The following is a 24,420-nucleotide window of genomic DNA, read 5'->3' on the forward strand; positions in this document are numbered from 1 at the left end:
CCACTAAAACCTCTTTACCGAACGCGGTAAAGAGGTTTTTTGTTACATATCTAGATTCTTATTGACGATTTAACTGTTCCCGTGAGAGCAAAACGTCTGAAATGTGGTTTCCTACACATAACGAGCGCTTTGCGAACACGGCAAGGCGCTTTTAATTTTAGGAGGAAATCACAATGATGCAGATTACTAAACCGGTAAGTTTTGAAAATGTTGTAAGTATGGAAGACCTTTCAACCGACGATGTTTTATCATTCATCCATGAAGCACAGGATTTCAAGGCCGGAAAGCAAATTGAATTGAAGCGGCCAGTATACGCTGCCAACCTTTTCTTTGAAAGCAGTACACGAACTCATACCAGCTTTGAAATGGCAGAACGTAAATTAGGACTTCAAGTTGTCAACTTTGATCCTTCAAACAGCTCATTAAGCAAAGGCGAATCAATGAGTGACACAGTTAAGACATTCCAAGCTATCGGCGTTGACTTGGTTGCCATCCGTGATCGAAAGAACGAATACTACAAAGACTTAATCGCTGATCCAAACATCCACGTTGGAATTGCCAATGGTGGTGACGGTTCAGGTCAACATCCATCACAATCATTACTTGACATGATGACTATATATGAAGAGTTTGGTCATTTTGAAGGATTGAAAGTTGCCATCGTTGGTGACTTGACCCACTCACGAGTTGCCCGTTCCAACATGGAAGTTTTGACCATGCTTGGCGCTCACGTATACTTCGGCGGACCAAAGAAGTGGTACACCAAAGAATTTGCCAAATATGGTGAATGGATGCCAATCGACGATTTGGTAGAAAATATGGACGTTATGATGTTCTTACGAGTTCAACACGAACGAATTGCTGACGACGAGAACGGCGCCTTCTCTGCTGAAAAGTACCATGAACAATATGGTTTAACTGCAGAACGTGAATCAAGAATGCCACAACGCTCAATCATTATGCATCCAGCTCCTGTTAACCGCGGTGTTGAAATTGCTGATGAATTGGTTGAATGCGACAAATCACGAATCTTCCAACAAATGCATAACGGTGTATTTATCCGTATGGCACTCATGACCAGCATGCTTCGTAACCGCGACCTTATTAAGGAAGAATATTAATAGCGAGGAGAATCTCAACTGATGAAACGCATAATTGCCAACGGACAAGTCCTTGATCATGGAGAATTAGTTAAGCGCGATATTTTAATTGAAGATGACAAGGTGGCAGCAATTGCCCCTAAGATTTCAACTGATGGTGTTGATGATGTGATTGATGCCAAAGGGAACTTTGTCAGTGCCGGCTTGATTGACGTGCACGTGCATTATCGTCAACCTGGTCAAGAAGACAAGGAAACGATTAAGACCGGTAGTGAAGCAGCAGCTCATGGTGGATTTACCACCGTTTGTGCAATGCCCAATGTTACCCCTGCGCCAGACTCGGTTAATAATATAGAAGCTTTAATTAAATTGAACCAATCCGATGGGGTTGTTCATATCAAGCAATATGCAACTATCACGACCAATCGTGGCGGTGATGAACTGGTTGATTTCAAAGCATTAAAGGATGCCGGCGCCTTTGCATTTAGCAATGACGGCAATGGGATTCAAAAGAGCAGTACGATGTATGAAGCAATGCAACATGCCGCTAAGCTGGATATGGCAATTGTTGAACACGTTCAAGATGATGCCTTAACATACGGCGGCGTCTTGAACAGTGGAGCAGCCAAGCGTCTTGGCATGAAAGAAATGCCATGGGTTAGTGAAACGTCACAGGTTGCCCGAGATGTGATCCTAGCAGAAGCAACTGGTGTTCATTACCATGTCTGCCACGCTTCATCCAAACATACCGTCAACGTGATTCGAGCTGCTAAACAAGCCGGAATTAACGTGACCGCGGAAGTATCACCGCATCATTTGTTATTATCAGATGCAAACATAAAAGAAGACAATTCAATGTATAAAATGAATCCGCCTCTGCGTGGAGAGGATGATCGACAAGCATTAATCGAAGGATTGCTGGATGGCACCATCGATATGATTGCCACCGATCATGCTCCACACACCAAGGCAGATAAGGATCAATCAATTGCGACTGCATCGTTTGGAATTACCGGAAGTGAAACGGCATTTAGCATGCTGTACACCAGATTTGTTAAGACCGGTCGATTCACTTTGGAACAATTGATTAACTGGATGACCAACAAACCTGCATCCGTGTTTAAAATGAAAAATGCCGGAACCCTTGAAGTGGGCAAGCCGGCTGACATTGCAATCTTTGATTTGAAAGATGAACATGAAATCAAAGAGAGCGAGTACTTATCAAAAGGTAAGAATTCACCATTCACAGGCGAAACCGTATATGGCGACACTGTGATGACCTTGGTGGATGGAAAAATCGTCTATTCAAAATAAATTAAAAAGCTGTTGTTTATCGAGACTCCTAACTCGGTGAACAATAGCTTTTTTGTTATTTAAGAAACATCATATAATAGCCAATTGATGAAACGGCTTGGGCGGTGTTCACCTTGCCTTCTTTGACCCATTCAACTACCTGATCAAGTGGCACCAATTCACTGTTGACGAATTCATCCTTGTCAAAATGGCGGGGAACCCGTTCCTCTGGATTGAATTTAATGAGCATTAAATCAGCAAACTGATCCATAAAACCTTCAGAAGAAGTAATTCGAGTCATTTTGGTCACGGACTTAGCGACGTAGCCGGTTTCTTCACGCAGTTCGCGGGCTGCCGCATGCTCAGCCGTTTCACCCGGGTTCACAATTCCCGCAGGAACGGAAACTGAATCACTGTTGACACCGGCTCTGTATTCACTGGTCATAACCACTTTTTGATCAGGTGATATGGCGAGAATTGTGATTGTCGGATCAGTCTTGATAAGATCCCGTTCCACTTTCAAGCCGTCTGGTGTCTTAATATGAAGCTGATCAACCGCAAACACGCGGCCCTTATAGACATTCTTATCATCAAGAATCTTTCCGGGTTGATGCCATGTTTTGAACATTTTTTGATCTCCTTTTTCAACCAAAGGCAACATTAAGCAACTGAGCTTAATTTGATTGGAAATATGATAAATGAATTTACACGCTGAATAAATCATATCATATTTCTCATAACCTGATTAACTGGTCATTTTAATGCCTACGATGCTGACGAGCAGTAAGATCACAAATCCCCACGTAATTGGAGAAATTTTATCCCCAAACAAAACAATCCCAGCAATGACCGTTCCAACTGCACCAATTCCTGTCCACACCGGATAGGCAATGCTGAGCGGTAGTGTTTTCGTCGCGTGAGCTAATAAGAAGAAGCTGATCAGCATGCCGGCAATTGTGACGATGGATGGCATTAGATTAGTAAAGCCGTGACTATATTTCATGGCGGTTGCCCAAACAACTTCAAAGATTCCCGCAATAACTAAAAATACCCAATTCATAAAAATCCTCCTAAAGAAAAAGGGTACCCCTCACAATTCCTTCTAAGACCTAACGGAATTGTAAAAAGTACCTAAAGTTGCTGCCCGGTGGCAGTCGAATATGAAGTTGATATTAGTGTAGCACATTTGAATTTGAAAGTGAATTTTGGTGCTACTTCTTGACACCTAGTTTTCTTTCCAAAGCTTGTGTGAGCAGCTTTGAGAAGTTAATATTTGATTCCATACCTCTTTCATTTAAATAGTGGGGAATATTAACTGTTTTTTTGACTGGTTGAGAATCATGTTGTCGACGATAGGCACTGATATTGACATCTACTAATGTGGACAACTCATCCGGTTCAGTTTTTGGAATATCATAGATTGAAGTGGGAACAGCCATCCCATCATCAATTAAATCCATGACTTTTAAGCCAATATAATCACGGCTCATTTCGATGGCATCTTCGATTGAAGTTCCTTGAGTGTGTCCATTTAATGCAGGAATGCTGACAATATAAGGGACTGACTTATCTTTTGGATCTTTGGAAATGATGATCGGATAAACAACTATCTTATCTTTCATGATTGCCTCCATTTAATATGTTATTTCAAGTGATGCTTTCGAATTAAATCTCTTGCAAGAAATTCATTGATGTCTGGATGTCTTGGTATGACTTCTTTATCTTTGCCATTAGTCCAAATATCATGATTTCCACCATGTCGATACAAATACCATCCGCCGTGAGTAAATAATTTCAAAAGATATTTTCGTTTCATGGAGATATTGTCCCCACTTTCTTATATTTTATACGTGCGCCGTACGTACGTCAAACAGATACAAAGTATCTTTGTCGTGCATCCGTAGCTGCCTTATAAATATAATTACGGTGAAATACAGCATAATTATTTATTAGAGTACAAAAAACTGACCCCTTAACAACCAAAATTTGTTTGGTTGTAAGGGGCCAGTTCACTTCTATGGATTAATATTTTTATTTCTGTAGCACTCGTACTCGATAGACAGCATCGATCTTGCTCAACCGATCAACCAGCTTATGTTCCTCTTCGTTTTTAAGATCATCCAGGTCAACGATCGTGTAGGCAACCCCATCACGAGCTGCGTTGCTCATACCTTCGATGTTAATGTCGGCTTCGGCCAGCAAAGTCGCAATTTGACCAACCATGTTGGGAATGTTCTTATGAATCAGAGTAAGACGATAGGGGGTGTTAAACGGCACCTTGAGATTTGGCAAGTTAACTGAATTTTCGATATTTCCGGTTTCCAAATAGGTCATGATGGTGTTGGCACCTTGAGTGGCACCATTCGCTTCAGCTTCCAGGGTTGAACCACCGATATGTGGCGTAACAACGACATCGTCACGATTTAATAAGACGTTTTCACCAAAGTCGGTATAGTAAGTTCGAATCTTGCGGGCATCCAAGTAATCCACAGCTGCTTCGTTATCAACAATCCCGTCACGCGAGTAATTGAACAGCTTGACGCCATCCTTCATGATTTCCATTTGCTCAGGTCCAATTAAACCGGTTGTTTCTTCATTCTTTGGAACGTGGACGGTCACGTAATCTGCCTGTTGGAGAGCTTCCCCCAGAGTGTTGGCACGGGTGATGGTGGTCGAGATGTGCCATGCGGCATCAGCCGACAAATAAGGGTCGTAGCCAATCACTTTCATACCCAGGGCACTGGCGGCGTTGGCAACCAGTGAGCCGACGTGGCCAACCCCGATAACTGCCAAAGTTCTACCAGTTAGTTCAGTTCCTTTGAATTTGGTCTTATCCTTTTCAGTGCGTAATGAAATGTCGGCACCACTGTTATGGGCAGCATAGTCCGCCGCGGCAAAGAGATTTCGTGATGATGCAATTAATAATGAGATGATCAATTCCTTTACGGCGTTGGCATTACTTCCGGGGGTATTAAATACTGCTGTGCCATTTTCAGTTGCCTGATCCAGTGGGATGTTGTTAAATCCGGCACCGGCTCTGGCGATGACCTTTAAGCTCTTTGGGAACTTTTGGTCATGAAGATTGACCGAACGAATAAGATAGGCATCCGCATCGTCGGTTTTATTGATTTGGTAGTTGTCGGTAAATTGATCCAACCCGGCTTGAGCAATTGCATTATATGTTTTTACTTGATACATGTGAATTCCCCCTAATGTTGTTTTTCGAAGTTGTGTAAACAGTCGACTAAGGCTTGAACACCTTCAAGCGGCATTGCGTTGTATAGGCTTGCCCGCAGGCCACCGACACTTCGGTGACCTTTCAGATTCATTAAGCCGGCTTCGGCAGTTGCTTGAATGGCTTGTTTGTCCAAATCTTCATCACCGGTTGTGAATGGAATGTTGGTTAACGAGCGGTCGGATTCTTTAATATGGTTGGCAAATAATTTTGAATCGTCGAGAAAATCGTAGAGTAGGGATGCTTTTTGCTTGTTGCGCTTTTCGATTTCGGCAATGCCACCTTGGTCTTTCAGCCATTTCAGGACCAATCCGGTTGCGTAAATGTTGAAGACGGGTGGGGTATTAAACATCGAATTTTTCTTAACAAACAAGTTGTAGTTGAGGATGCTTGGAATGTGCTTAACCGGTTTGACCAAATCATCACGGACAATTACCAACGTGACTCCGGCTGGTCCAAGATTCTTTTGAACGCCACCGAAGATTAAGCCAAAGTCTTTGACATTATATTCTTCGGCCATGAAGTTGGACGACAAGTCGCCGACTAATGTCACATCACCGTGCTGCGGAATCTTGTGATACGCGGTTCCTTCAATCGTGTTATTGGTTGTGATATGGAGATAATCATATTGATTTGAGGAGATTGGCTCATCATAGTGCGGCAGTTCTTGGTAATGCTGATCCTTGGTGGATGCCAGCACGTCGACTTGATAACCGAGATTGGTTGCTTCATCGCCGGCACGGGATGCCCAGTGACCACTGTCTAACAAAGCAATCCGTTTGTGATTGGTTGCCAAATTCATTGGTATCGCAGCAAATTGCCCTGTGCCACCCCCTTGGAAGAACAAGACATGGTAGTTTTCGGGAACGTGCATCAAATCTCTCACGTCTTGTTCGGCGGTGTTAATGATATTGTCGAACAATGCGGAACGATGTGAAATCTCCATGATGGACATGCCACTGCCATTAATTGAAGGCAGTTCGTCTTGAATTTGCTTAATTACCGAATCAGGAAGGGTTGCGGGCCCAGCCGCAAAATTATAGATAGTCATTACCAAATCTCCTTTGTTAAAATTAAAATCTCCCACAGACTTATCGACTGTGAGAGCTTCAAACTTGCGTTATTAGCGGTCTCACAGTGATGAAAAAGATTCATCTATGCAAGGCCTTTTGTAAAATCATGCATTTCAAAAGATAGCCCACACAGATGTGACTGTGGACCAGGAGGATGATGTCATTGTGTTGGCAGCTAAAATAATGTTCATGTGAACGACCTCCATTTCTTATAATTAGAATTTAACAGAACTCTCAGATAAAAGCAACACTATTCTTGAATATATTTCTAACATGAATGTTTGCAAGTGCATAAATAACATGGTAAATTCAATAAATAATAGATAAGTGACTTGGAGGCAATTAGATGACTGACTTTTACTTTGTACGGCATGGCCAAACGGCCGCAAATGCTGCCGGACTGAAGCAGGGGACCATTAATACAGAAATAACCTATTTATCGGAAACCGGAAAGAAACAGGCGGAAAGTTTGCGGAAAGGTTTCGATATCTCGTTTGCGGATCAAATCATTGCAAGCCCACTACAGCGGACAAAGGATACTGCAGCCATCTTAAATCGAGACGCGAACTTACCGGTAACTTATGACAAACGGCTTCTGGAAATTTCATATGGCAGCTGGGATGGTGAAAAGAACGCCGATCTGATGAGCAAATATCCGGAATTATTCGATCATGTTCTCAATGATGCTTTGCCGACTTATGCCGCCGTTGCGGATGGTGAGACTTTTTCCCATGTGATTGACCGGATCGATGCTTTCATGACTGAAGTTTCAGCTAAGTATCCTGACCAAAAAATTGTTTTGATCACCCATGGTTTTACGATTAAAGCTGCGGTATTGGCTGCCATCGGTCGCCCGACAGATATGATGGTCATTGAAGAGCCGGACAACACCAGTGTCACCCGGATTACCAGAGACGTTTCAAATAATTCGTATTATCTCAGATACTACAATCGGGTTGTTAATTCTCATTTTTAACAAACGTTTGACAAACGTTTTCTAATCATTTATATTTATTGCATCAAGTAACGAAAGAGGAGGAAGCCATTCATGCAAATGTCAGTTGCTAAATTCATGTGCTGTTCAATGTGTCAAGCTCAGGTTAGCGCTGATCGTGGCTTCTTTGGTAAACGATTCGATTTTAGGATAAGGCTCTCAGACTAAAAGTTTGGGATGCCATCCAAAATCATGAATACCAAGAGTGCCTTCATTCAGCGTTTAGCGTTGGGTGAGGCACTCTTTTTGTTTATCAAGATGAATGGACCTCGAACGATAAAATATTGAAGGTGGCGGTTGCTGTGTGTAGTCAGATGTTGATTGAAGTGAACGAAAATTAGTCATTCTTTGGAGGAATAATCATGCGAAAATTCAGATCACTGTTATTGTTGGCCTTTGTCGGTATTTTAACCATTACACTGGCCGCATGTGGCCAAACGGCAACCAAGTCCAACAGTCAGAAGCAAACTTTAAATCTCAGCTCAACCGCGCCACTTGATACCATTGATATTTCCAAATCAACCGGTTACGGTTCAACCGGTAATGCCTTTGAGAGTTTCTACCGATTGGGAAAGGGCGGTAAACCAACGGCAGGACTTGCCAAGAGCGCCAAAGTTTCCAAAGACGGTAAGACTTGGACGTTTACGCTCCGAAACGCTAAATGGAGTAATGGCGACAAAATTACCGCTCAGGACTTTGTTTATTCATGGCGCCGAACATTGAAGCCAAGCACCAAGTCGACCTATGCTTATCTCTTCAGTGGCATTAAGAATGCTGATCAGGTTAATGCCGGTAAATTATCACCGGATAAGATCGGGATCAAAGCCCTCAACAGCAAGACCGTCCAGATTCAACTTGAAAAGCCAATTGCCTATTTCAAAGTATTGATGGCCTATCCTTTATTTGGCCCACAAAATCAAAAAGTTGTTGATAAATATGGCAAGAAATACGGTACCAACTCCAAGTACATGGTTTACTCAGGACCCTTTACCATCAAAAATTGGAACGGGACCGGCAACAAATGGCAGTTCGTTAAGAACAATCAGTATTGGGACAAGAGCGTTGTTAAGCTTCATAAAATCAAGTATACCGTTGTTGCCAGCCCATCTACCGGTCTTGAACTGTATCAACAAGGTAAACTTGATTTAACGCCACTTTCAAACGAGCAAGTTAAGCATTATAAGAACAATAAAGAATTTCAACAATATCCGTACTCTTATATTGGCTATATTAAATACAACTTTAAGGATGCCAACCTGACCAAGCGTAAGGCGATGAGCAATAAAGATATCCGATTGGCCATTTCACTGGCAATCAATCGTGAGCAGCTTACCAAGAAGGTCTTAGGAGACGGCTCCGATACCCCAACCGGTTTTGTGGCTTCAGGTCTTGCCAAGAATCCTAAGACCGGCGAAGACTTTGCCAAGGAACAGTCCGTTCCCAACACTGTGGACTATAACGTTAAGTTGGCTAAGCAGCATTGGCAAAAGGGGCTTAAAGCCTTGGGAACCAAAAACGTGACGTTGACCATCACATCTTCCAATGATGACCCGACAAGCAGCCCAATTACTCAGTACATGAAGTCGGAACTTCAAAAGGATCTGCCTGGATTTAAGCTGAACATCAGAAATGTTCCGGGTCAGGTTGCTAATCAGGAAGTCTTAAAAGGTGACTTCGATCTCTCACTTTCAGGATGGGGTGCTGATTTCAACGACCCAATTTCATTCCTGCAGATTCCAGAGACTGGCACATCATACAATAGTGGCAAGTACAGTAATGCTGCCTATGATAAACTGATCAAACAGGCTCAAAATCAGGATGCCAACAACGCTGACAAACGTTGGTCTGATCTGGTAAAAGCCGCTAAGTTATTTAATGCGGATCAGGGGATGACACCACTGTACCAACAAGTAACGTCATACCTGCAAAAGCCTGCTGTAAAAGGCATTATTCATAACACAGCCGGAACTCAGTGGAGTTACAAGTATGCTTATATGAAATAGAAAAAAGATGAGAGTGGGACAAGAGGCGTTTTGATCCCAGAATTTAAGAGCATAAATCGATTATTCCTGGTTTTGGAATGATTGATTTATGCTCTTAAATGGCTGGGATCAGCCGATTGTCGCACGTTTTAGCAAAGTAATATGGAATAACGAAAAAAGAGGCTGGACAAAAGTGAATGATTTTGTCTCAGCCCCTTTTCATTTGGACACCTTTTATGATGCAAAATTTATTTAGAATAAAATGAGAGATTTATGACAAAATGCTCACTTAACATGATAAAATCGTTTCAACAAATACTTTTGAGGTGATAATAGATGACAAGAAAAATTGGCGTTATAGGAATGGGCCACGTAGGCTCTACCGCTGCACACTACATAGTTGCCAACGGTTTCGCAGATGACTTGGTATTAATTGATATTAATGAAGACAAAGTAAACGCCGACGCAATTGATTTTGAAGACGCAATGGCGAATTTACCGGTTCACACCAACATTACCGTCAATGATTATTCAGCATTGAAGGATGCCGATGTGATTATTTCAGCCCTGGGAAACATTAAGCTGCAGGATAATCCCAACGATGATCGGTTTGCTGAATTACCCTTTACCAGCAAGGCGGTTAAATCCGTTGCTCAAAAGATTAAGGACTCAGGCTTTAACGGCATCATTGTCGCAATTACCAATCCAGTTGACGTGATTACTTCTATTTACCAACAGATTACGGGACTTCCCAAGAAACATGTCATCGGAACCGGAACGTTACTTGACTCGTCACGAATGAAGCGGGCCGTTGCCAAAGAATTGAATTTGGATCCACGATCGGTAACCGGCTTCAACTTAGGTGAACACGGAAACTCTCAGTTTACTGCCTGGTCAACGGTTCGGGTACTCAGTCGGCCAATCACTGAGGTCGCAAAAGAACGTGGGCTTGATTTAAATGCTTTGGATAAGGCTGCCAGAGAAGGTGGCTTCAACGTCTTCCACGGTAAAAAATATACCAACTACGGTGTGGATACCGCTGCCGTTCGCTTGGCAAATACGGTTATGAGCGATGCCCATACTGAATTGGCGGTATCCAATTATCGTGAAGAACTTGGAACTTACTTATCCTATCCGGCAGTTGTCGGCCGTGACGGAATTATCGAACAGGTGCAATTAGAATTAACCGATGAGGAGAAAAAGAAACTCCAAATCTCCGCTAACTACATTAAGACGAAGTTTAAAGAATCAATGGCATAATCACTCAATATAAAGTAAATCATCAAGCCCTCCAAGAATACTATCATTCTTGGAGGGCTTTTAGCATTGTAAGGATCCTGGAAACGTTGCTTATCAATGTTCGTTTTGGGACAAAAAAATAACCTCTGGTACTGAAGCACCAAAGGTTTAAATCAAATTATCTAACTCGAATTGTTAATATACTTATATTATAACGCGAAAGAATCGGTCTGTCAACGTTGCCACAAAAATAAATTCGAGTTTGACATGGTGGCATGCTCGACCTAGAATTGAAGCAATTAATAATGAATGGAGCAATAAATTTTGCTAAATAACGATCAAGCGTTTCACCCAAATGGATACAATTCAGCTGAGTATCGCAGCCTGAATTATTCCTATCAACAGAAAATGACCGAATTATTCTCCCATCGCCGGATCAATTATCCAGCTAAAAAACTGCAGTTTGAAATTGAAACGATCAATTTAACCAGCACCATGAGCCAGCAGCAGTACCTCAGGCTTCAAAGCCTGGTGGCCAAATTTCCAAAAAAGCAGCGGAATGGTGAAGAGCCGGTAACCGGTCAGGATGATTATCAAAGTATTATTCTTTATCATGACTATAAATTGTTTGATGCGACCCAGTATGTCGTCCGCAGCCCGCTTGGATTTGGCTATACAGTTAGTCAATACTTTGCGATTACCAGTGAGCGGATACCCGGGAGCCCAAGCCATGATGTCAAAGTGACCTTAACGATTCACCCCAACCGATTCTTAAATGTATTGGAAGAACCGTTGATAAGACTGTTAGTTGAAAAAGTTCTGCCAATTTTGACGGCCCCTCAAATTTCAAAAATGGTGTTCACGTTGGACATGCCACTTATTATGAATAACTTTCATGTTCAAATGACTGGGGAGATTGGGACCAGGCAACACATTACTCAGGAACTCAATGCTCATCAGGAATATGAGCTCAGTCGTATTGAGTACGATAACCCGGAAGGAACTCGTCAGCTCACAGTTTATAATAAGTTTCAGTCGCTACTGGACAATCAGTTGCTTGTGGCCGATACAAATTATATTTCAGCACGGGAAGCCGCATACTACCGTGATCAGGCTGATAATGAACAATTTTTGACCAGAATAAGTTTGGCGGTATCGACACCGAACGCCGTCATGCGGTATATGAAGAATCACGAGTGGCTGATGCGTGACATTACGATTGAATATCGGGATAATAGCGGCATTCAGAGATTTTCCGGAACTGAGCACGCAACTAACGGCAAAGACTTTCGCCGGTCATTTAATCGGATGCTGACTTATCGGTTAAAAGAAATTCAAAAACGGGCAAGGCAGTTGCCTTATTTGACGGCAAATATTTGGCAAAATACATTCCACTAAATTGGAATAAATCTCATTAAATGAAAATTTGGTGTTGAACTGACATCTCAGTGTGTTATGATTTCATCATTATAAAAAATTCTGAGGTGATTTGATGACAAGAAAAATTGGTGTTATTGGAATGGGAAGCGTGGGCTCAACGGTGGCTCATTACATAGTGTCCGGCGGCTTTGCGGATGATTTGGTCTTAATCGACGTTAATGAGAAAAAGGTTAAAGCGGATGCTTTGGACTTTGAAGATGCAATGGCCAACCTGCCAACCCATACTAACATCGCCGTGAACGATTACGGTGAGCTGGCAGACGCAGATATTGTCATTTCTGCAATTGGCAAACTTCAGTTACAACGTGACAACCCAAGCAACGACCGATTTATCGAATATCCGTTCACACAAAAGGCAGCTGCTTCGGTTGCGGGGAAAATTAAGGACTCCGGTTTCAACGGAATCTTAATTGTGATTACCAACCCGGTTGACGCAATCACATCAATTTATCAGGCAGTTACCGGTTTGCCGAAGAAGCATGTCATTGGAACCGGAACTTTATTGGACTCGTCACGAATGAAACGTGCCGTTGCCAAGAAGCTGGATATCGATCCCCGTTCCGTTTCCGGGTACAACTTGGGTGAACACGGGAATTCACAGTTTACCGCATGGTCGACGGTTCGGGTTCTTGGTAAGCCAATCACTGAACTGGCAGTCAAAGAGGGCTTGGATCTCGACCAAATTGATGAAGATGCTCGAATGGACGGCTTCGTAGTTTTCCGTGGCAAGGGCTACACGAACTATGCCATTGCCAGTGCGGCTGTGCGCTTGGCAAACGTTGTGTTAAATGATGCCAAGACTGAATTACCGGTATCCAATTACCGCGAGGAACTTGATTCATACTTGTCATATCCCGCAATTGTGGGGCGTGACGGAATTATCCAACAACTGCAACTTGACTTAACAGATGAAGAACTTGATAAGCTTCAAAATTGCGCCAACATCATTAAAGAAAAATTTGAAGAATCAAAAGAAAATAATTTTGCGACCGAATAATGATAACGCCATAGAACACTTTTTCATTAACTAATGCATATTAAAATCGAGTAACCAATTTTTACGAAACGGGAGTGAGCCATCTTTGACTCACTCCTGTTTATTTTTGTCTTAGTACGTTTGGATGATTGATAAAAAGGCATTTTGTTACCATTTTGTATTTTGTCTGGTATCCAAACTATATTATAATTAAAACAGCTTGTCTTCATGCGAAAAGAGTTATTTTTAAATAATGTTCATATTCTATGTCTGAGGGGGCAGTTTTCAATTGTTGAGAAATCGTATCGCTTATTTTGCTGTGCTCATTTTAGCTGGCGCAGCAATATTTATCACGTGTTCATCCAATGCTTCAGCCGCAGGGTTTCAACGAGTTCAAATTCAGGAAGTCGCACCCATTCATTCCCACGCGTATGCGGTCAAAAAGCACGCCAAATTATATACCAGTTTGAGCTTCAAGCATTACGTCACCACTAAGCATTACCGAAAGACCGCCTGGTATCGGCAGCGTTTTGCCAAAGTCTCAATTAACGGCAAAAAGAAAATCATCTTTGAACTTCAAAGTGCCAATGGACGATATACATATTGGGTATTTCATTCTCAAGTAAAAGGCATTGCATCAAAGTCGTTTAAAATTGCATTACCATCAGCTGGTAAACGATTCGCCCATAAACGGATTGGAGTATTTGGTGACTCGATTCCTTCTGGCTGGGATGGTTTTCATTTTTATCTGAACGATTCCTATCCCGATTGGACAAGAAAGTACTTGGGATCCAAACCCAAGCTACGAAATGAAGCAGTTCCCAACGCCCAGATTGTCGGTCATGAATATCGATACGTAGGCGGTAGATATAACAAGGTTGTTCCTAGAGATCTAAGCGTTGTTCTTCGGCACAATCGACGGACTATTAAAAAGATGAACATCATTTTCGTTCATATCGGAACCAATGATTATACTAATTGGTCACGATCCGGTAGTCTGACCAACGTGTCCCGCCATTTATATTGGGAAATCAGATATATCCGCAGAATTAATCCCCGAGCAAAGGTATACGGCATATTACCAATTTCCAGATTTGGTAACTTCGGTCAAGACTGTGGTAATCTTCCCAATATGTATGGTTACACCCTGAATCAATTGAGAGTTGCCGAATATCGGGTATACAAAAAACTCGGAGCAACTGTCGTGAACTTTGACAGAATTGCTCCGAATGTGATTGACGCCCGTAACCGAACCGTTGCCCTGCAGGATCATAAAATTCATCCGACTGCCAGGACTGCTCAGAAGCTGGGTTATTATTTGGCAAAATGGTTGATTAAGCATTAAGTTGGGTGATTAGTTGGCAAACAGTGTGTAAATCCAATAGCCTAAGAATCCGATACACATGCTCAGTGATCCAAAAATCATGATTTGAACTGCGCACACGAACGTTTTGGTTTTAATCTGTTCATGATTAAAAATCAGTGATTGCTTAATGATTAAGGGAATCGCCAATAAAATCGAGAATAGTGCAAGTGGAAAAACGCCAATGTACATGGCATAAAAGACTAATAAGATAGCAATAACGTTTGCGGAGTTAAACATCATTAGCGCATTTTTAACGCCGATATAGTGCACAATCGTCCAGCGATGGTTGACCTTGTCTTCGTGTGCATCACAGATATTGTTTGCCAGCATGATGTTGGCAATCCAAAAGAATAGTGGTGCTGATGCCAGTAGAATTTGACCCAGCAGGGATGCTTTCCACACGAACATCTGATAGGAGTTGACGTATACTGAAATCAGCGTGATCATGATGCCCATTGCAAATGCGGAAGCGACTTCTCCGTATGGGGTACTTGAGATTGGATGTGGACCTGATGAATACATGATCCCGATGGCAAAACAAATTAAGCCCATCCACAGCAATGGCAAGCCAACTTCGAAAACCAGGTAGAGCCCGATTAATGCGGAAGGGACAATCATGCCAACGATCATTGTGCGGATAAGGTTTAACGAAATGTGCTTGCGGCCAATAATATTTGTGTCGCTTTTCCATTTGTCCTCACTGGAATGCATGTAATCGTTATAGTTGTCCAAAGTATCGACGGTCATGTTGAATAGAATCATTGCGATAAAAAAGAGCACAGCATACAGGCCGTTAACTGAACCGAGTAGATACCAGCTGAAAAACAGTCCCGTGAAAAACGGGAAAACACTGGCTGCCTTAGCCCTGAGTTCGACTAGTTCGGCAAAAGTTGATAAACTCATCTTGACCTCCAATAAATCAATTATTTCAAAAACACTTACCATTATAACAAAGGAGCAGGAAAATGAGCCTGACAAATAAAACCCCGGAACCAAAAGTTGAATCATTATTTAATCAAATCGCCGATCATTATGACAGCATGAATTCCCTGATTAGTCTCGGAAACCACAAGCACTGGCGCAAGCTGGTGATGAGGCAGCTCAATGTTCAACCCGGCACTTTTGCGATTGATGTCTGCTGCGGCACGGGGGATTGGACGATTGCACTGGCTAAAGCCGTTGGGCCATCCGGACAGGTTGTCGGCCTCGACTTTAGTGACCAGATGCTGAAAATCGCCGAAAAGAAAGTAGCTGCTGCCGGTTTGCAGGATCGGATAACTTTTTTAAGGGGGGATGCCATGCACCTGCCGTATACCGATGACAAGTTTGATTTGGCAACCATTGGCTTTGGCTTGCGTAACGTGCCGGATGCCAACCAGGTTCTCCGTGAGATGACCAGAGTGATTCGCTAGCATGGCCGGGTTGCCTGTCTTGAGACGTCAAAACCGACGAATCCAGTTGTGAAGCTGGGATGGAAAGTCTATTTTAAGTTGGTCCCAATTATGGCAAAATTAACTGTGAATAAATATCGCGAATATTCCTATTTGCAGCAGACAACCGCAGAATTTGTGTCGGCAGCCAAATTGGCTGAAATGTTTCGAAACGCTGGCCTCACCGATGTCAGCTACCGTCAATTTACTTTTGGAGCGGCAGCTTTTCACCTTGGAACCAAGCAATCTTAAAATTTCCCTTGATTCACAAGATTAATAACGTTATCATGTGTTTAACATATTCTAAGGAGATTTTAATTATGCAACATCAATTAAACATCCAAATGAATAGTTGTCGATATTACTTTTGGTTTTTCCAAGTGTGATCTGTGGATAAGCCAAGAGCATTTCGTAATGCAAATTAAGGCCGCACAGATCACTGAGTTGACTGTGCGGGATTAAACCTATGGTGGGTCCTCACAGTCAGTCCATTGACTTTGGGGACCCAATTTATTTAGGAGGAGAATATATAATGAGTAAATTATCGGACAAGATGAACAAACGGGTGGCATCTTTAACACCAGCAGCAATTTTAACTTTCAACGCAAAAATTTCAGCGATTCCGGATATCGTCAAGCTGACTTTGGGTGAGCCTGATTTCAATACCCCGGAACACGTTAAGCAGGCTGCCATCAAGGCGATCGAAAACAATCAGAGTCATTACACCAATTCACGGGGAATTGAAGGCCTCCGTCAAGCGGCTGCCAACTTCTTGAATACAAAATATGGCTTGAATTACGATCCCGACAAGCAGGTTATCATGACGGCCGGTGCCACCGGTGCGATTTATGCGGCCTTAACTGCGATGATTAATCCTGGTGATACAGTCATTGTCCCAACACCAATTTTCCCATTATACGTTCCAATCCTCATGTTGGCTGGCGCAAAGCCAATCTTCGTTGATACCTCCGACAATGGTTTTGTTCTTTCGCCAGAAAAATTGTCTGAAGCAATTGAAGCAAACAAAGACACTGTTAAAGCAGTTATTTTGAACTTCCCGAACAACCCAACCGGTGTTACATACCACAAGGACGATCTTCAAAAATTGGCTGATGTGATTTCCAAACACGATATCATTTGTTTGAGTGATGAAATTTATAGTGAATTAACATACGATGGCACCCATGTTTCAATGGGCTCAATTCTGCCGGAACAAACCCTTGTGATGAACGGAGTTTCCAAATCCCACGCCATGACCGGCTGGAGAGTCGGCATGATTTGCGGACCTGAGGACATTATTAATGAAGTTGCCAAGGTCAGTGAATTTACAATTACGTCGCTGGCCACCAACACTCAAGTTGCCGCCGAAGAAGCATTTAAGAACGGCATGGATGACGCATTGCCTATGAAGAATGAATACATGAAGCGCCGCGATCTCTTGGTTGCCGGTTTGGAAAAAGCCGGGTTCAGTTGTCCTAAACCCAACGGTGCCTTCTATGTCTTCGCAAAGATCCCTGACGGCTTGAACCAAAATAGTGAGGAATTCTGTTATGACTTGGCCGAGAAAGCCAAAGTTGCATTAATTCCCGGTTCATACTTCCTGCCAGGTGGTGAGGGCTACGTCCGAATCAGTTACGCTGCTAGTGAAGAAAACATTCAAGAAGCAGTTAGTCGAATTCAAAAATACGTTGACAAACAATCAGTTAAATAAAAGGGAGTCTGAATTATCTTGAAAATTTTAATGTACAATGTCCGACCAGATGAACAAAAGCCATTGAATGAATGGGTTAAGCAAAATGGCATTCAAGTTGATACGAATTCCGTTCCGTTAAGCACCGAAACGGTCGATCTCGCCAAGGGATACGATGGCATTGTTATTCAGCAGCATGGTCCCATTTCCGATCCGTCGATCTATGAGAAGCTGCATTCATTTGGCATTAAGCAAATTACATTGCGGATTACCGGTTTTGAAATCATTGACTTGGATCAGGCAAAGAAAAATGACTTGGTCGTTACCAATGTGCCGGCATACTCACCACGTTCTGTCAGTGAGCTGGTATTAGCCGATGTCATGGGCCTGCTTCGCCATATCGGTGAGGTTCAGGAACGTGAGAAACATGGTGACTTCAGCTGGAAGGGTATTGAAGCCCGTGAAATTCATACGTTGACCGTTGGGATTATCGGTGCCGGTAAAATTGGGAGTGCCGTTGCCCGAATTTTCAGAGCTTTGGGTGCAACAGTTATCGCCGCTGATCCGGTTCATCGGCCAGAGTTAAACGATACCCTGACTTACGTTGATCATGATACGGTATTTAAAACTGCGGATATTGTCACCATGCATACACCTTTAACGGATGAAACCAACCAGATGATTACTGCAGATGTCTTCAAAAAAATGAAGCCAACAGCTATCTTCATCAACGCTTCCAGAGGCCAGGTTGTCGATACTGGTGCGTTGGTTTCCGCACTTGAAAATAAGGAAATTTCCGCTGCTGCGATTGACACCTTTGAAGGTGAAAATACCATTGTTGGTCAGGATTTGACCGGCAAGCAGATCGATAACGATAACTTGAAGAAGTTGCTGGCAATGCCAAACGTCAATGTAACGCCGCATATTGGCTTCTACACTGAAGTGGCTGTGCAGAACATGATTGAGATTTCTTTGAATGATGTTGTCACTATTTTGAATGGTCAAAAGAGTCCCCACGAAGTAGGAGAATAATATGAATATAATATCGGAACCATCAACACGGCTAAATGGCCGTGACCTCATAATGAACACGCTGAACGGACTGTCAATCGGAATTATTGTTGCTCTGGTCCCCGGCGCCTTGCTTAATCAATTGTTAAAGGCTTTGCTTCCGGTATTTCCACAGGCTGCTTTCTTTCTAACATTAACGGGGATGGCCACCGTCTTAATGGCACCCGTCAGTGCCGTCTGTGTTGGCATGATGGCCGGCTTTTCACCGATTCAAACGTCATCACTGGCATTGGCAGCGATTGCCGGTGCCGGTAATTTTCAGTTGAAGGGAACCTCGTACGTGGTCGCTGGCAGTGGCGATGTGATTAATATTGCGATTACAATCATGATCGGTTATTTGATCATTGCACTGCTTGGCCAAGCTTTAAAAGCATACACAATTTTGTTAATTCCATTGCTGGTGCTGATCATCGCCGGTGGTATTGGGGTTCTGACTTTGAAGCCGGTCGGGGCAATTACCCAAATGATTGGTCTGGGGATTGAGCAATTAGCCCAACTTCAGCCAATTGTGATGGGCATCTTGATTGGAATGGTCTTTTCGATTCTGATCGTTTCACCAATCTCCTCCGTTGGAATTGCAGCCGCCATTGGGATCAATGGCCTTGCTGCCGGGTCAGCCAACTTGGGGATTGTTGCTGCCAGCTTTGCCTTGGCAGTCTATGGTTGGAAAGTCAATTCAGTTGGAACCTCGTTGGCGCATTTCTTAGGATCGCCCAAAATGCAGATGGCCAACATTTTATCCAGGCCCAGACTCATTGTTCCGGTTGTCTTAAATGCAGGGATTATGGGTGGTCTTGGTGCGCTGTTTGGCGTTTCCGGGACGCCGATGTCTGCCGGATTTGGATTCGCCGGATTGATCGGCCCGATTGCTGCAATTAATGGTTATGGAAATGCCAATATACTGAACATCGGATTAGTCACCTTGCTTTTCTTTGTGATTCCGATTGCCCTCGGACTTGTTAGTAATTATCTATTTGAAGCCAAGTTCCATTATTTTGATTCACAAGATTTTGAGTTGAATTATTAATAGATGTCAGTCAATTAGCAGCTAGGTTGATAGTTGGCTTCTGTTATGGAAGCCGTTTGCGAAACATTAACTATTAGAGAAGAAAAATCCCACCAGATATGGTGGGATTTCTTGTGGTTTTACTTGGTGAATTATACTTTTTGGTGGCTTCCTTTTATATAGTGGAAACGTGTTTCGACGACCGGCTGAAAGCCTGTCTAGCCTACTTGGCGACGCAACTGACACTGCGATCTAAGCCACTTTGATTCAAATCCAAATGCGGAATTTAAATCAAAGCGGCCTTAGCTCTCCGTGTCAAAACGTTGCTCGTCACACTCTTTAAATTTGCCCCCATGCATCCGCCGCAATTGTTGGGAACAATGTTACCAATCGTTCCAATTGTGCCGGCTCGAACTTGAATACGATTGCCGGTAACAATGCGTTGATTGCGTCTTCTGCTTGGTCACTGATTTCAGTGGCGCCTACCAAGTGATTTTGTTTGTCATATACTAATGTGTTGTCGCCGATATCTTCCTTTGTTACTTGTCGGTACCAGTCATCCGGCAGGTGGTTTTCCTTGGTCGTGAAGTCGTCTTTATTAGCGTCTTCCACAGAAACACCGACCTTGGCGATTCTTGGTGAGGTGAAGACAACCGATGAAATTTCCGGATAGTTAATAGCGTCAGTCGTATCACCGGCAAATGTGTGCATCAGGTAGATGGATTCGAAGATTGCGGTTGGCGTGAGCTTTGGCTGATCCTTGTCAATCACGTCACCTGAAGCGTAGATGTTATCAATGTTGGTTTGCAGATGATCGTTGACTTTGATGCCTTTTTTAGTGTAGTCAACGCCAACTTTGTCCAAACCAATATCATCAACGTTTGGTACCCGGCCGGTGGCATCCAAAATCCAGTTGGTCTTTACTTGGCCGCCATCGTAATTAACGATGAAGTTATTGCCATCTTTTTCAAAACTAGAAACTTTGGCATTATTGATAAATTCAACACCACGAGATTTCAAATCAGCAACGATTTGATTGACGTATGGTTGGTAAAACTTCCGTAAGACCTTGTCACCGTGGGTAATCACTGTGACTTTGGCACCGGCAGCGTTGGCAATTGTTGCGAACTCCATGCTAATATAACCGGCACCAATAATTGTGATGTTGGCAGGTAAGTCGGTTAAGTTCATGAAGTCAGCACTGTCATGAGCCAATTCAGTGCCGGGAATATTTAAGCGATGTGGATGTTGACCGGTTGAAATGACAATCTTTTCTGCTGTTTTAGACTCATCACCAACCAACACAGTGTGGGCATCTTGGAAAGATCCGTGACCCTTAATGATGTCAATGTTAACCGACTTCATTAAGCCACCGATCATGTCAGGCAACCCCTGGATGACTTCCTGCTTGTGCTTTTCGTTTTCGGTCCAGTTAATTGAAAGATTGCCGTTAACGATTCCCTGGAGTTTTTCAGTTAATCGAGTTAATTTAACCGGTGCATCCAAAGCGATCTTGGCGTTACAGCCACGGTTCGGACAGGTGCCGCCAATTAAGCCGGATTCAATTACGCCGACCTTTTTGCCGCGGGCAGCTAGTGGAATTGCGCCATCAAAGGTGCCGTGGCCACTACCGATATATAAAACGTCATAATCATAATTTGCCATAAAATAAGCCTCCTATAATTCTGAGTAAAAACCGATTATATCTTGAACTAACCAAAGCGTAACCTGTAAATAGGTTGTGTGCAATGAATTGGCCTGAAAAGTTTCCAGCTCTCGAGACTGGTTATGTACGCATAGTGTTGAAATCGTTATACTTAAAATAAAAACAAGAGGAGCTGATCGTATGCGCAGAAAAGATCGGGAAGTCACTGATATTAATGAAATTAAACAGATACTAAAAGATTCCCACGTGATTCATAGTGGGTTTAGAACGGACGATTATCCATACGTTGTGCCAACCAACTTTGCCTATGAATTTGATGGGGATAACCATTTGACGTTGTACATTCACGGTGCGCCGGAGGGTACCAAACGTGAATTGATCAAAAAAGACGGCCGGATGGGGTTTGAAATTGACGACGGTGGGCAATTAATGGTTCCTAAAGATCCCAAGGAAAACACCCCGAGTTTTGCTTATCGTAGTGTAATGGGCTATGGGGATGCTGAACTGGTGGATGATCCAGAGACTAAAAAGCACGCTTTACAATTGCTGTTGGGGCATGAAACCGGTCAGAAACTGGCTGATTTTGATGTTTCAGAGAAGACAATCGAATACGTTGGCGTTATTAAAATTACGGTGAAGTCGTATACTGCCAAAGCTCATGGTGGTGATGATCCCGAGTTCAAATAATAAAAAGCATTGACCAAATTTGAGGTCAATGCTTTATTTTTTATGAGTTTGATTTTGAATCATGCTTTTGCGCTTCACGCCTCCAAAACCAACCAGGAATTGAAATCAGGATGCCCAGGGCAAATGGCATTAAGCTATAGAGCAAGGCACCGCTTGAATGATCGCCACTCCACCACATGAAGTAGCATAGTGAAAGCACTGAAACGATGAGTGTTGCAAGCGGAATTGTGATTGTTAAGTATTGGATCATGCGGTCACGGAGTTGCTGCATTGTCATTGGAACCATCTCCTTACAAGTAAACTGTAGCACTTTGACAATATTATTCTCTTTTCGAACCTTAAACTACTTGGTGAATGACAAGGTGAATATGTAAAAAACTAACAACATTATCAGGGGGTGCCACTTTAACTTGATGGCTGATCTTAAAGAATGTTGCCATCGATTGATGTGATTATTGGATTCCTGGTACTTCAAGTTATCAATAGTTTTAGCCGTGATAATAGACAACTCATAGATTATTCCGGCAAATGACAATGTGATGACTGCATACAGCAGTGTTGCTGTAACCTTACCACTTAAAAGGTTAAAAATGAATTGTAGAAAGTACAAATCAGCCGTAAAAACAAGAATACATGTTGGGACGAGAACAATTCTTCGGATGGGGATGAATGAAGCCACTAAATACGCGAACAGTATTTCCAACACAATGGTCACACTGGTGTTCAAGGATTTAAAGGATAGTAAATTGAGATTTGTTGGGTGGACATCTAAGGATCCTCGTAGATATAGGATGAGGATAAAGGCAAGACCAACGATGGCCCATCTTATCAAAAAATTAGTTGCTGAACGCGACAGTTTCATTTTTTGAGTCATACTATCACCCCTTAATTTTTCATCAACTCATAATATATTATGAAATTAATGGTACGCCAGTAGTTCCCCCCCCCCCACAACCCCTTAACCAATAAGTTCAGACAACCTTCACAGAACGGTCACAAAATCCTCACAATCTTCATAAAAAATTCACTAATTGACGTCTGACGTATACATTCGCCAACTTTCGTTCTATCATGATGGTAGCGGTTCCAGAACTCCTGGATTTGAAAGAAGGTTCATCTATGTTCTTTATTGATACATCAAGAAATGGCAAGCCTGTCTATGATCCGATTGTGAATCAGTCTTTGGATAATTACCTTGTAAATGATTTGAAGCTCCCCGGCTACGGGTTAATTATGTATGTTAATCAACCGGCGGTTATTGTTGGCGTTAATCAGAATGCATACGCCGAAGTCAACATGCCTTATTTGAAGGAAAAGGGTATCAAGCTGGTTCGACGGACTTCCGGTGGTGGTGCTGTTTACCATGATTATGGCAATATTATTTTTGAAAATATTGTAATTAACGATGATGAGCACTTTGGTGACTTTAAATATTTTGCCCAACCAATCATTGATGCCTTGCATGACATGGGCGCAACCGATGCCGAGATGCGCGGCCGAAACGATATGGTGATTGGCAACCAAAAGTTTTCTGGGATGACGATGTTTAAGGTCGGCAAGTCCTATGCGGCCGGTGGGACGTTGATGTTTGATTTGGCTATGGATGTGGCCACCAAGGTTCTGACTCCGGAAAAGGACAAGTTGGAATCCAAAGGGGTTAAATCTGTTGAAAGCCGGGTCACTAATGTTAAGCCATTCTTGAAACCCGAATTCCAGAATTTGGATATTGAAGGTTTTAAGAGGGCTTTACTGTTGCGGTTGTTTAACGCCAAATCATTGGATGACATTGAAACCTATCATTTGAACGATCACGACTGGTCGATTATCGATGAGCGTTTGAAAGGCAAATATGATACTGATGAGTGGAACTATGGAAAGAATCCCGGCTTTGATTATTATGTATCCAAACATTATGATATCGGAACGGTCAGCTTCAACTATTCATTGAATGGAAATACGATTTCTGATATTAAAATATATGGTGACTTCATCACTGGCGGTGATATTTCAGTAATTGAAAAGGTCCTGAACGGTGTTAAACTTACGAAAGATGCTTTGGTCGCTGCTTTGAATAAAGTTGATATTAAAGGCAATCTTGGAGATGTTTCGGCTGATGAGTTGACAGACTTGTTGTTGGAGAAAACTAAGATTAGTTAAATATTATTTTATATC

At 42.6% G+C, this 24,420-nt stretch carries 22 protein-coding genes and 1 pseudogene; 14 read left to right on the forward strand and 9 right to left on the reverse strand.

All coding sequences use genetic code 11. The annotated features are described in order from the left end of the window. The first annotated feature begins 173 nt into the window (after nt 1-173). Together LKE01_RS09145 and pyrC are read left to right on the forward strand one after the other, a co-directional pair. Nucleotides 174-1,121 (forward strand): aspartate carbamoyltransferase catalytic subunit, encoded by a 948-nt coding sequence (locus tag LKE01_RS09145; RefSeq protein WP_054769541.1) that lies wholly within the window; start codon nt 174-176, stop codon nt 1,119-1,121. Between the two features lie 21 nt (nt 1,122-1,142). Beyond that, the gene (pyrC, locus tag LKE01_RS09150; protein ID WP_054769540.1) at nt 1,143-2,414 is read left to right on the forward strand and encodes a dihydroorotase; all 1,272 of its coding nucleotides are present in this window, start codon (nt 1,143-1,145) and stop codon (nt 2,412-2,414) included. 55 nt (nt 2,415-2,469) lie between these two features. Here pyrC and LKE01_RS09155 read toward each other — a convergent pair whose 3' ends face one another. The 6 genes from LKE01_RS09155 to serC all read right to left on the reverse strand — a co-directional run bounded on the left by LKE01_RS09155 (nt 2,470) and on the right by serC (nt 6,679). Then, nucleotides 2,470-3,021, reverse strand: a complete 552-nt coding sequence (locus tag LKE01_RS09155; RefSeq protein ID WP_054769542.1) for an NUDIX hydrolase — start codon at nt 3,019-3,021, stop codon at nt 2,470-2,472. Nucleotides 3,022-3,138: 117 nt separating this feature from the next. Continuing rightward, nucleotides 3,139-3,453: a DMT family transporter gene (locus LKE01_RS09160; protein WP_056983112.1), complete on the reverse strand. Its 315-nt coding sequence runs from the start codon at nt 3,451-3,453 to the stop codon at nt 3,139-3,141. A gap of 151 nt (nt 3,454-3,604) precedes the next feature. Then, nucleotides 3,605-4,015, reverse strand: coding sequence for a type II toxin-antitoxin system HicB family antitoxin (locus tag LKE01_RS09165; protein WP_056983114.1), 411 nt, complete (start codon nt 4,013-4,015; stop codon nt 3,605-3,607). Between the two features lie 20 nt (nt 4,016-4,035). Then, a complete protein-coding gene (locus LKE01_RS09170; protein ID WP_109249122.1) occupies nt 4,036-4,209 on the reverse strand; it encodes a type II toxin-antitoxin system HicA family toxin in 174 nt (57 codons plus the stop codon). A 215-nt stretch (nt 4,210-4,424) separates the two neighbouring features. Next, nucleotides 4,425-5,591 (reverse strand): phosphoglycerate dehydrogenase, encoded by a 1,167-nt coding sequence (locus LKE01_RS09175; protein WP_054769539.1) that lies wholly within the window; start codon nt 5,589-5,591, stop codon nt 4,425-4,427. A gap of 11 nt (nt 5,592-5,602) precedes the next feature. Beyond that, nucleotides 5,603-6,679, reverse strand: a complete 1,077-nt coding sequence (serC, locus tag LKE01_RS09180; RefSeq protein ID WP_054769538.1) for a 3-phosphoserine/phosphohydroxythreonine transaminase — start codon at nt 6,677-6,679, stop codon at nt 5,603-5,605. A 368-nt stretch (nt 6,680-7,047) separates the two neighbouring features. On the opposite strand from serC, the gene LKE01_RS09185 reads away from it, so the two are divergent. The 6 genes from LKE01_RS09185 to LKE01_RS09210 all read left to right on the forward strand — a co-directional run bounded on the left by LKE01_RS09185 (nt 7,048) and on the right by LKE01_RS09210 (nt 14,677). Beyond that, complete coding sequence (locus LKE01_RS09185) at nt 7,048-7,677, forward strand: histidine phosphatase family protein (protein WP_056983116.1); 630 nt, start codon at nt 7,048-7,050, stop codon at nt 7,675-7,677. 380 nt (nt 7,678-8,057) lie between these two features. Continuing rightward, the gene (locus LKE01_RS09190; protein WP_056983118.1) at nt 8,058-9,698 is read left to right on the forward strand and encodes a peptide ABC transporter substrate-binding protein; all 1,641 of its coding nucleotides are present in this window, start codon (nt 8,058-8,060) and stop codon (nt 9,696-9,698) included. 315 nt (nt 9,699-10,013) lie between these two features. Further along, nucleotides 10,014-10,937, forward strand: a complete 924-nt coding sequence (locus LKE01_RS09195) for an L-lactate dehydrogenase (protein WP_054769537.1) — start codon at nt 10,014-10,016, stop codon at nt 10,935-10,937. Between the two features lie 303 nt (nt 10,938-11,240). Next, nucleotides 11,241-12,314, forward strand: coding sequence for a hypothetical protein (locus LKE01_RS09200; protein WP_056983120.1), 1,074 nt, complete (start codon nt 11,241-11,243; stop codon nt 12,312-12,314). A 94-nt stretch (nt 12,315-12,408) separates the two neighbouring features. After that, complete coding sequence (locus LKE01_RS09205; protein ID WP_056983122.1) at nt 12,409-13,353, forward strand: L-lactate dehydrogenase; 945 nt, start codon at nt 12,409-12,411, stop codon at nt 13,351-13,353. Between the two features lie 271 nt (nt 13,354-13,624). After that, nucleotides 13,625-14,677, forward strand: a complete 1,053-nt coding sequence (locus LKE01_RS09210; protein WP_225364691.1) for an SGNH/GDSL hydrolase family protein — start codon at nt 13,625-13,627, stop codon at nt 14,675-14,677. 9 nt (nt 14,678-14,686) lie between these two features. Here LKE01_RS09210 and LKE01_RS09215 read toward each other — a convergent pair whose 3' ends face one another. Continuing rightward, nucleotides 14,687-15,601 carry a 1,4-dihydroxy-2-naphthoate polyprenyltransferase gene (locus tag LKE01_RS09215; protein ID WP_056983126.1) on the reverse strand — a complete coding sequence of 305 codons (915 nt, stop codon included), beginning with the start codon at nt 15,599-15,601 and terminating at the stop codon, nt 14,687-14,689. A 62-nt stretch (nt 15,602-15,663) separates the two neighbouring features. On the opposite strand from LKE01_RS09215, the pseudogene LKE01_RS09220 reads away from it, so the two are divergent. From LKE01_RS09220 to LKE01_RS09235, 4 genes and pseudogenes are all read left to right on the forward strand, one after another. Then, nucleotides 15,664-16,380, forward strand: a pseudogene (locus tag LKE01_RS09220) (demethylmenaquinone methyltransferase). 280 nt (nt 16,381-16,660) lie between these two features. Continuing rightward, nucleotides 16,661-17,839: an aminotransferase class I/II-fold pyridoxal phosphate-dependent enzyme gene (locus LKE01_RS09225; protein WP_056983132.1), complete on the forward strand. Its 1,179-nt coding sequence runs from the start codon at nt 16,661-16,663 to the stop codon at nt 17,837-17,839. Nucleotides 17,840-17,854: 15 nt separating this feature from the next. Continuing rightward, nucleotides 17,855-18,850, forward strand: a complete 996-nt coding sequence (locus tag LKE01_RS09230) for a D-2-hydroxyacid dehydrogenase (RefSeq protein WP_179286818.1) — start codon at nt 17,855-17,857, stop codon at nt 18,848-18,850. Nucleotide 18,851: 1 nt separating this feature from the next. Then, on the forward strand, nt 18,852-19,916 hold the full coding sequence (locus tag LKE01_RS09235; protein ID WP_056983135.1) for a PTS sugar transporter subunit IIC: 1,065 nt from the start codon (nt 18,852-18,854) through the stop codon (nt 19,914-19,916). A 318-nt stretch (nt 19,917-20,234) separates the two neighbouring features. On the opposite strand, the gene LKE01_RS09240 is transcribed toward LKE01_RS09235, so the two are convergent. Further along, the gene (locus LKE01_RS09240) at nt 20,235-21,560 is read right to left on the reverse strand and encodes a dihydrolipoyl dehydrogenase family protein (RefSeq protein WP_054769535.1); all 1,326 of its coding nucleotides are present in this window, start codon (nt 21,558-21,560) and stop codon (nt 20,235-20,237) included. A 181-nt stretch (nt 21,561-21,741) separates the two neighbouring features. Here LKE01_RS09240 and LKE01_RS09245 point away from each other — a divergent pair, with 181 nt between their 5' ends. Beyond that, nucleotides 21,742-22,248 carry a pyridoxamine 5'-phosphate oxidase family protein gene (locus tag LKE01_RS09245; RefSeq protein WP_054769534.1) on the forward strand — a complete coding sequence of 169 codons (507 nt, stop codon included), beginning with the start codon at nt 21,742-21,744 and terminating at the stop codon, nt 22,246-22,248. A gap of 40 nt (nt 22,249-22,288) precedes the next feature. On the opposite strand, the gene LKE01_RS09250 is transcribed toward LKE01_RS09245, so the two are convergent. Continuing rightward, complete coding sequence (locus tag LKE01_RS09250; RefSeq protein ID WP_054769533.1) at nt 22,289-22,525, reverse strand: hypothetical protein; 237 nt, start codon at nt 22,523-22,525, stop codon at nt 22,289-22,291. A gap of 842 nt (nt 22,526-23,367) precedes the next feature. Here LKE01_RS09250 and lplA point away from each other — a divergent pair. Continuing rightward, nucleotides 23,368-24,405, forward strand: coding sequence for a lipoate--protein ligase (gene lplA, locus LKE01_RS09255; RefSeq protein ID WP_054769532.1), 1,038 nt, complete (start codon nt 23,368-23,370; stop codon nt 24,403-24,405). The last annotated feature ends 15 nt before the right edge of the window (nt 24,406-24,420 follow it).

The sequence above is a fragment of the Lentilactobacillus kefiri genome, from assembly GCF_007989105.1.
GTDB lineage: Bacteria > Bacillota > Bacilli > Lactobacillales > Lactobacillaceae > Lentilactobacillus > Lentilactobacillus kefiri.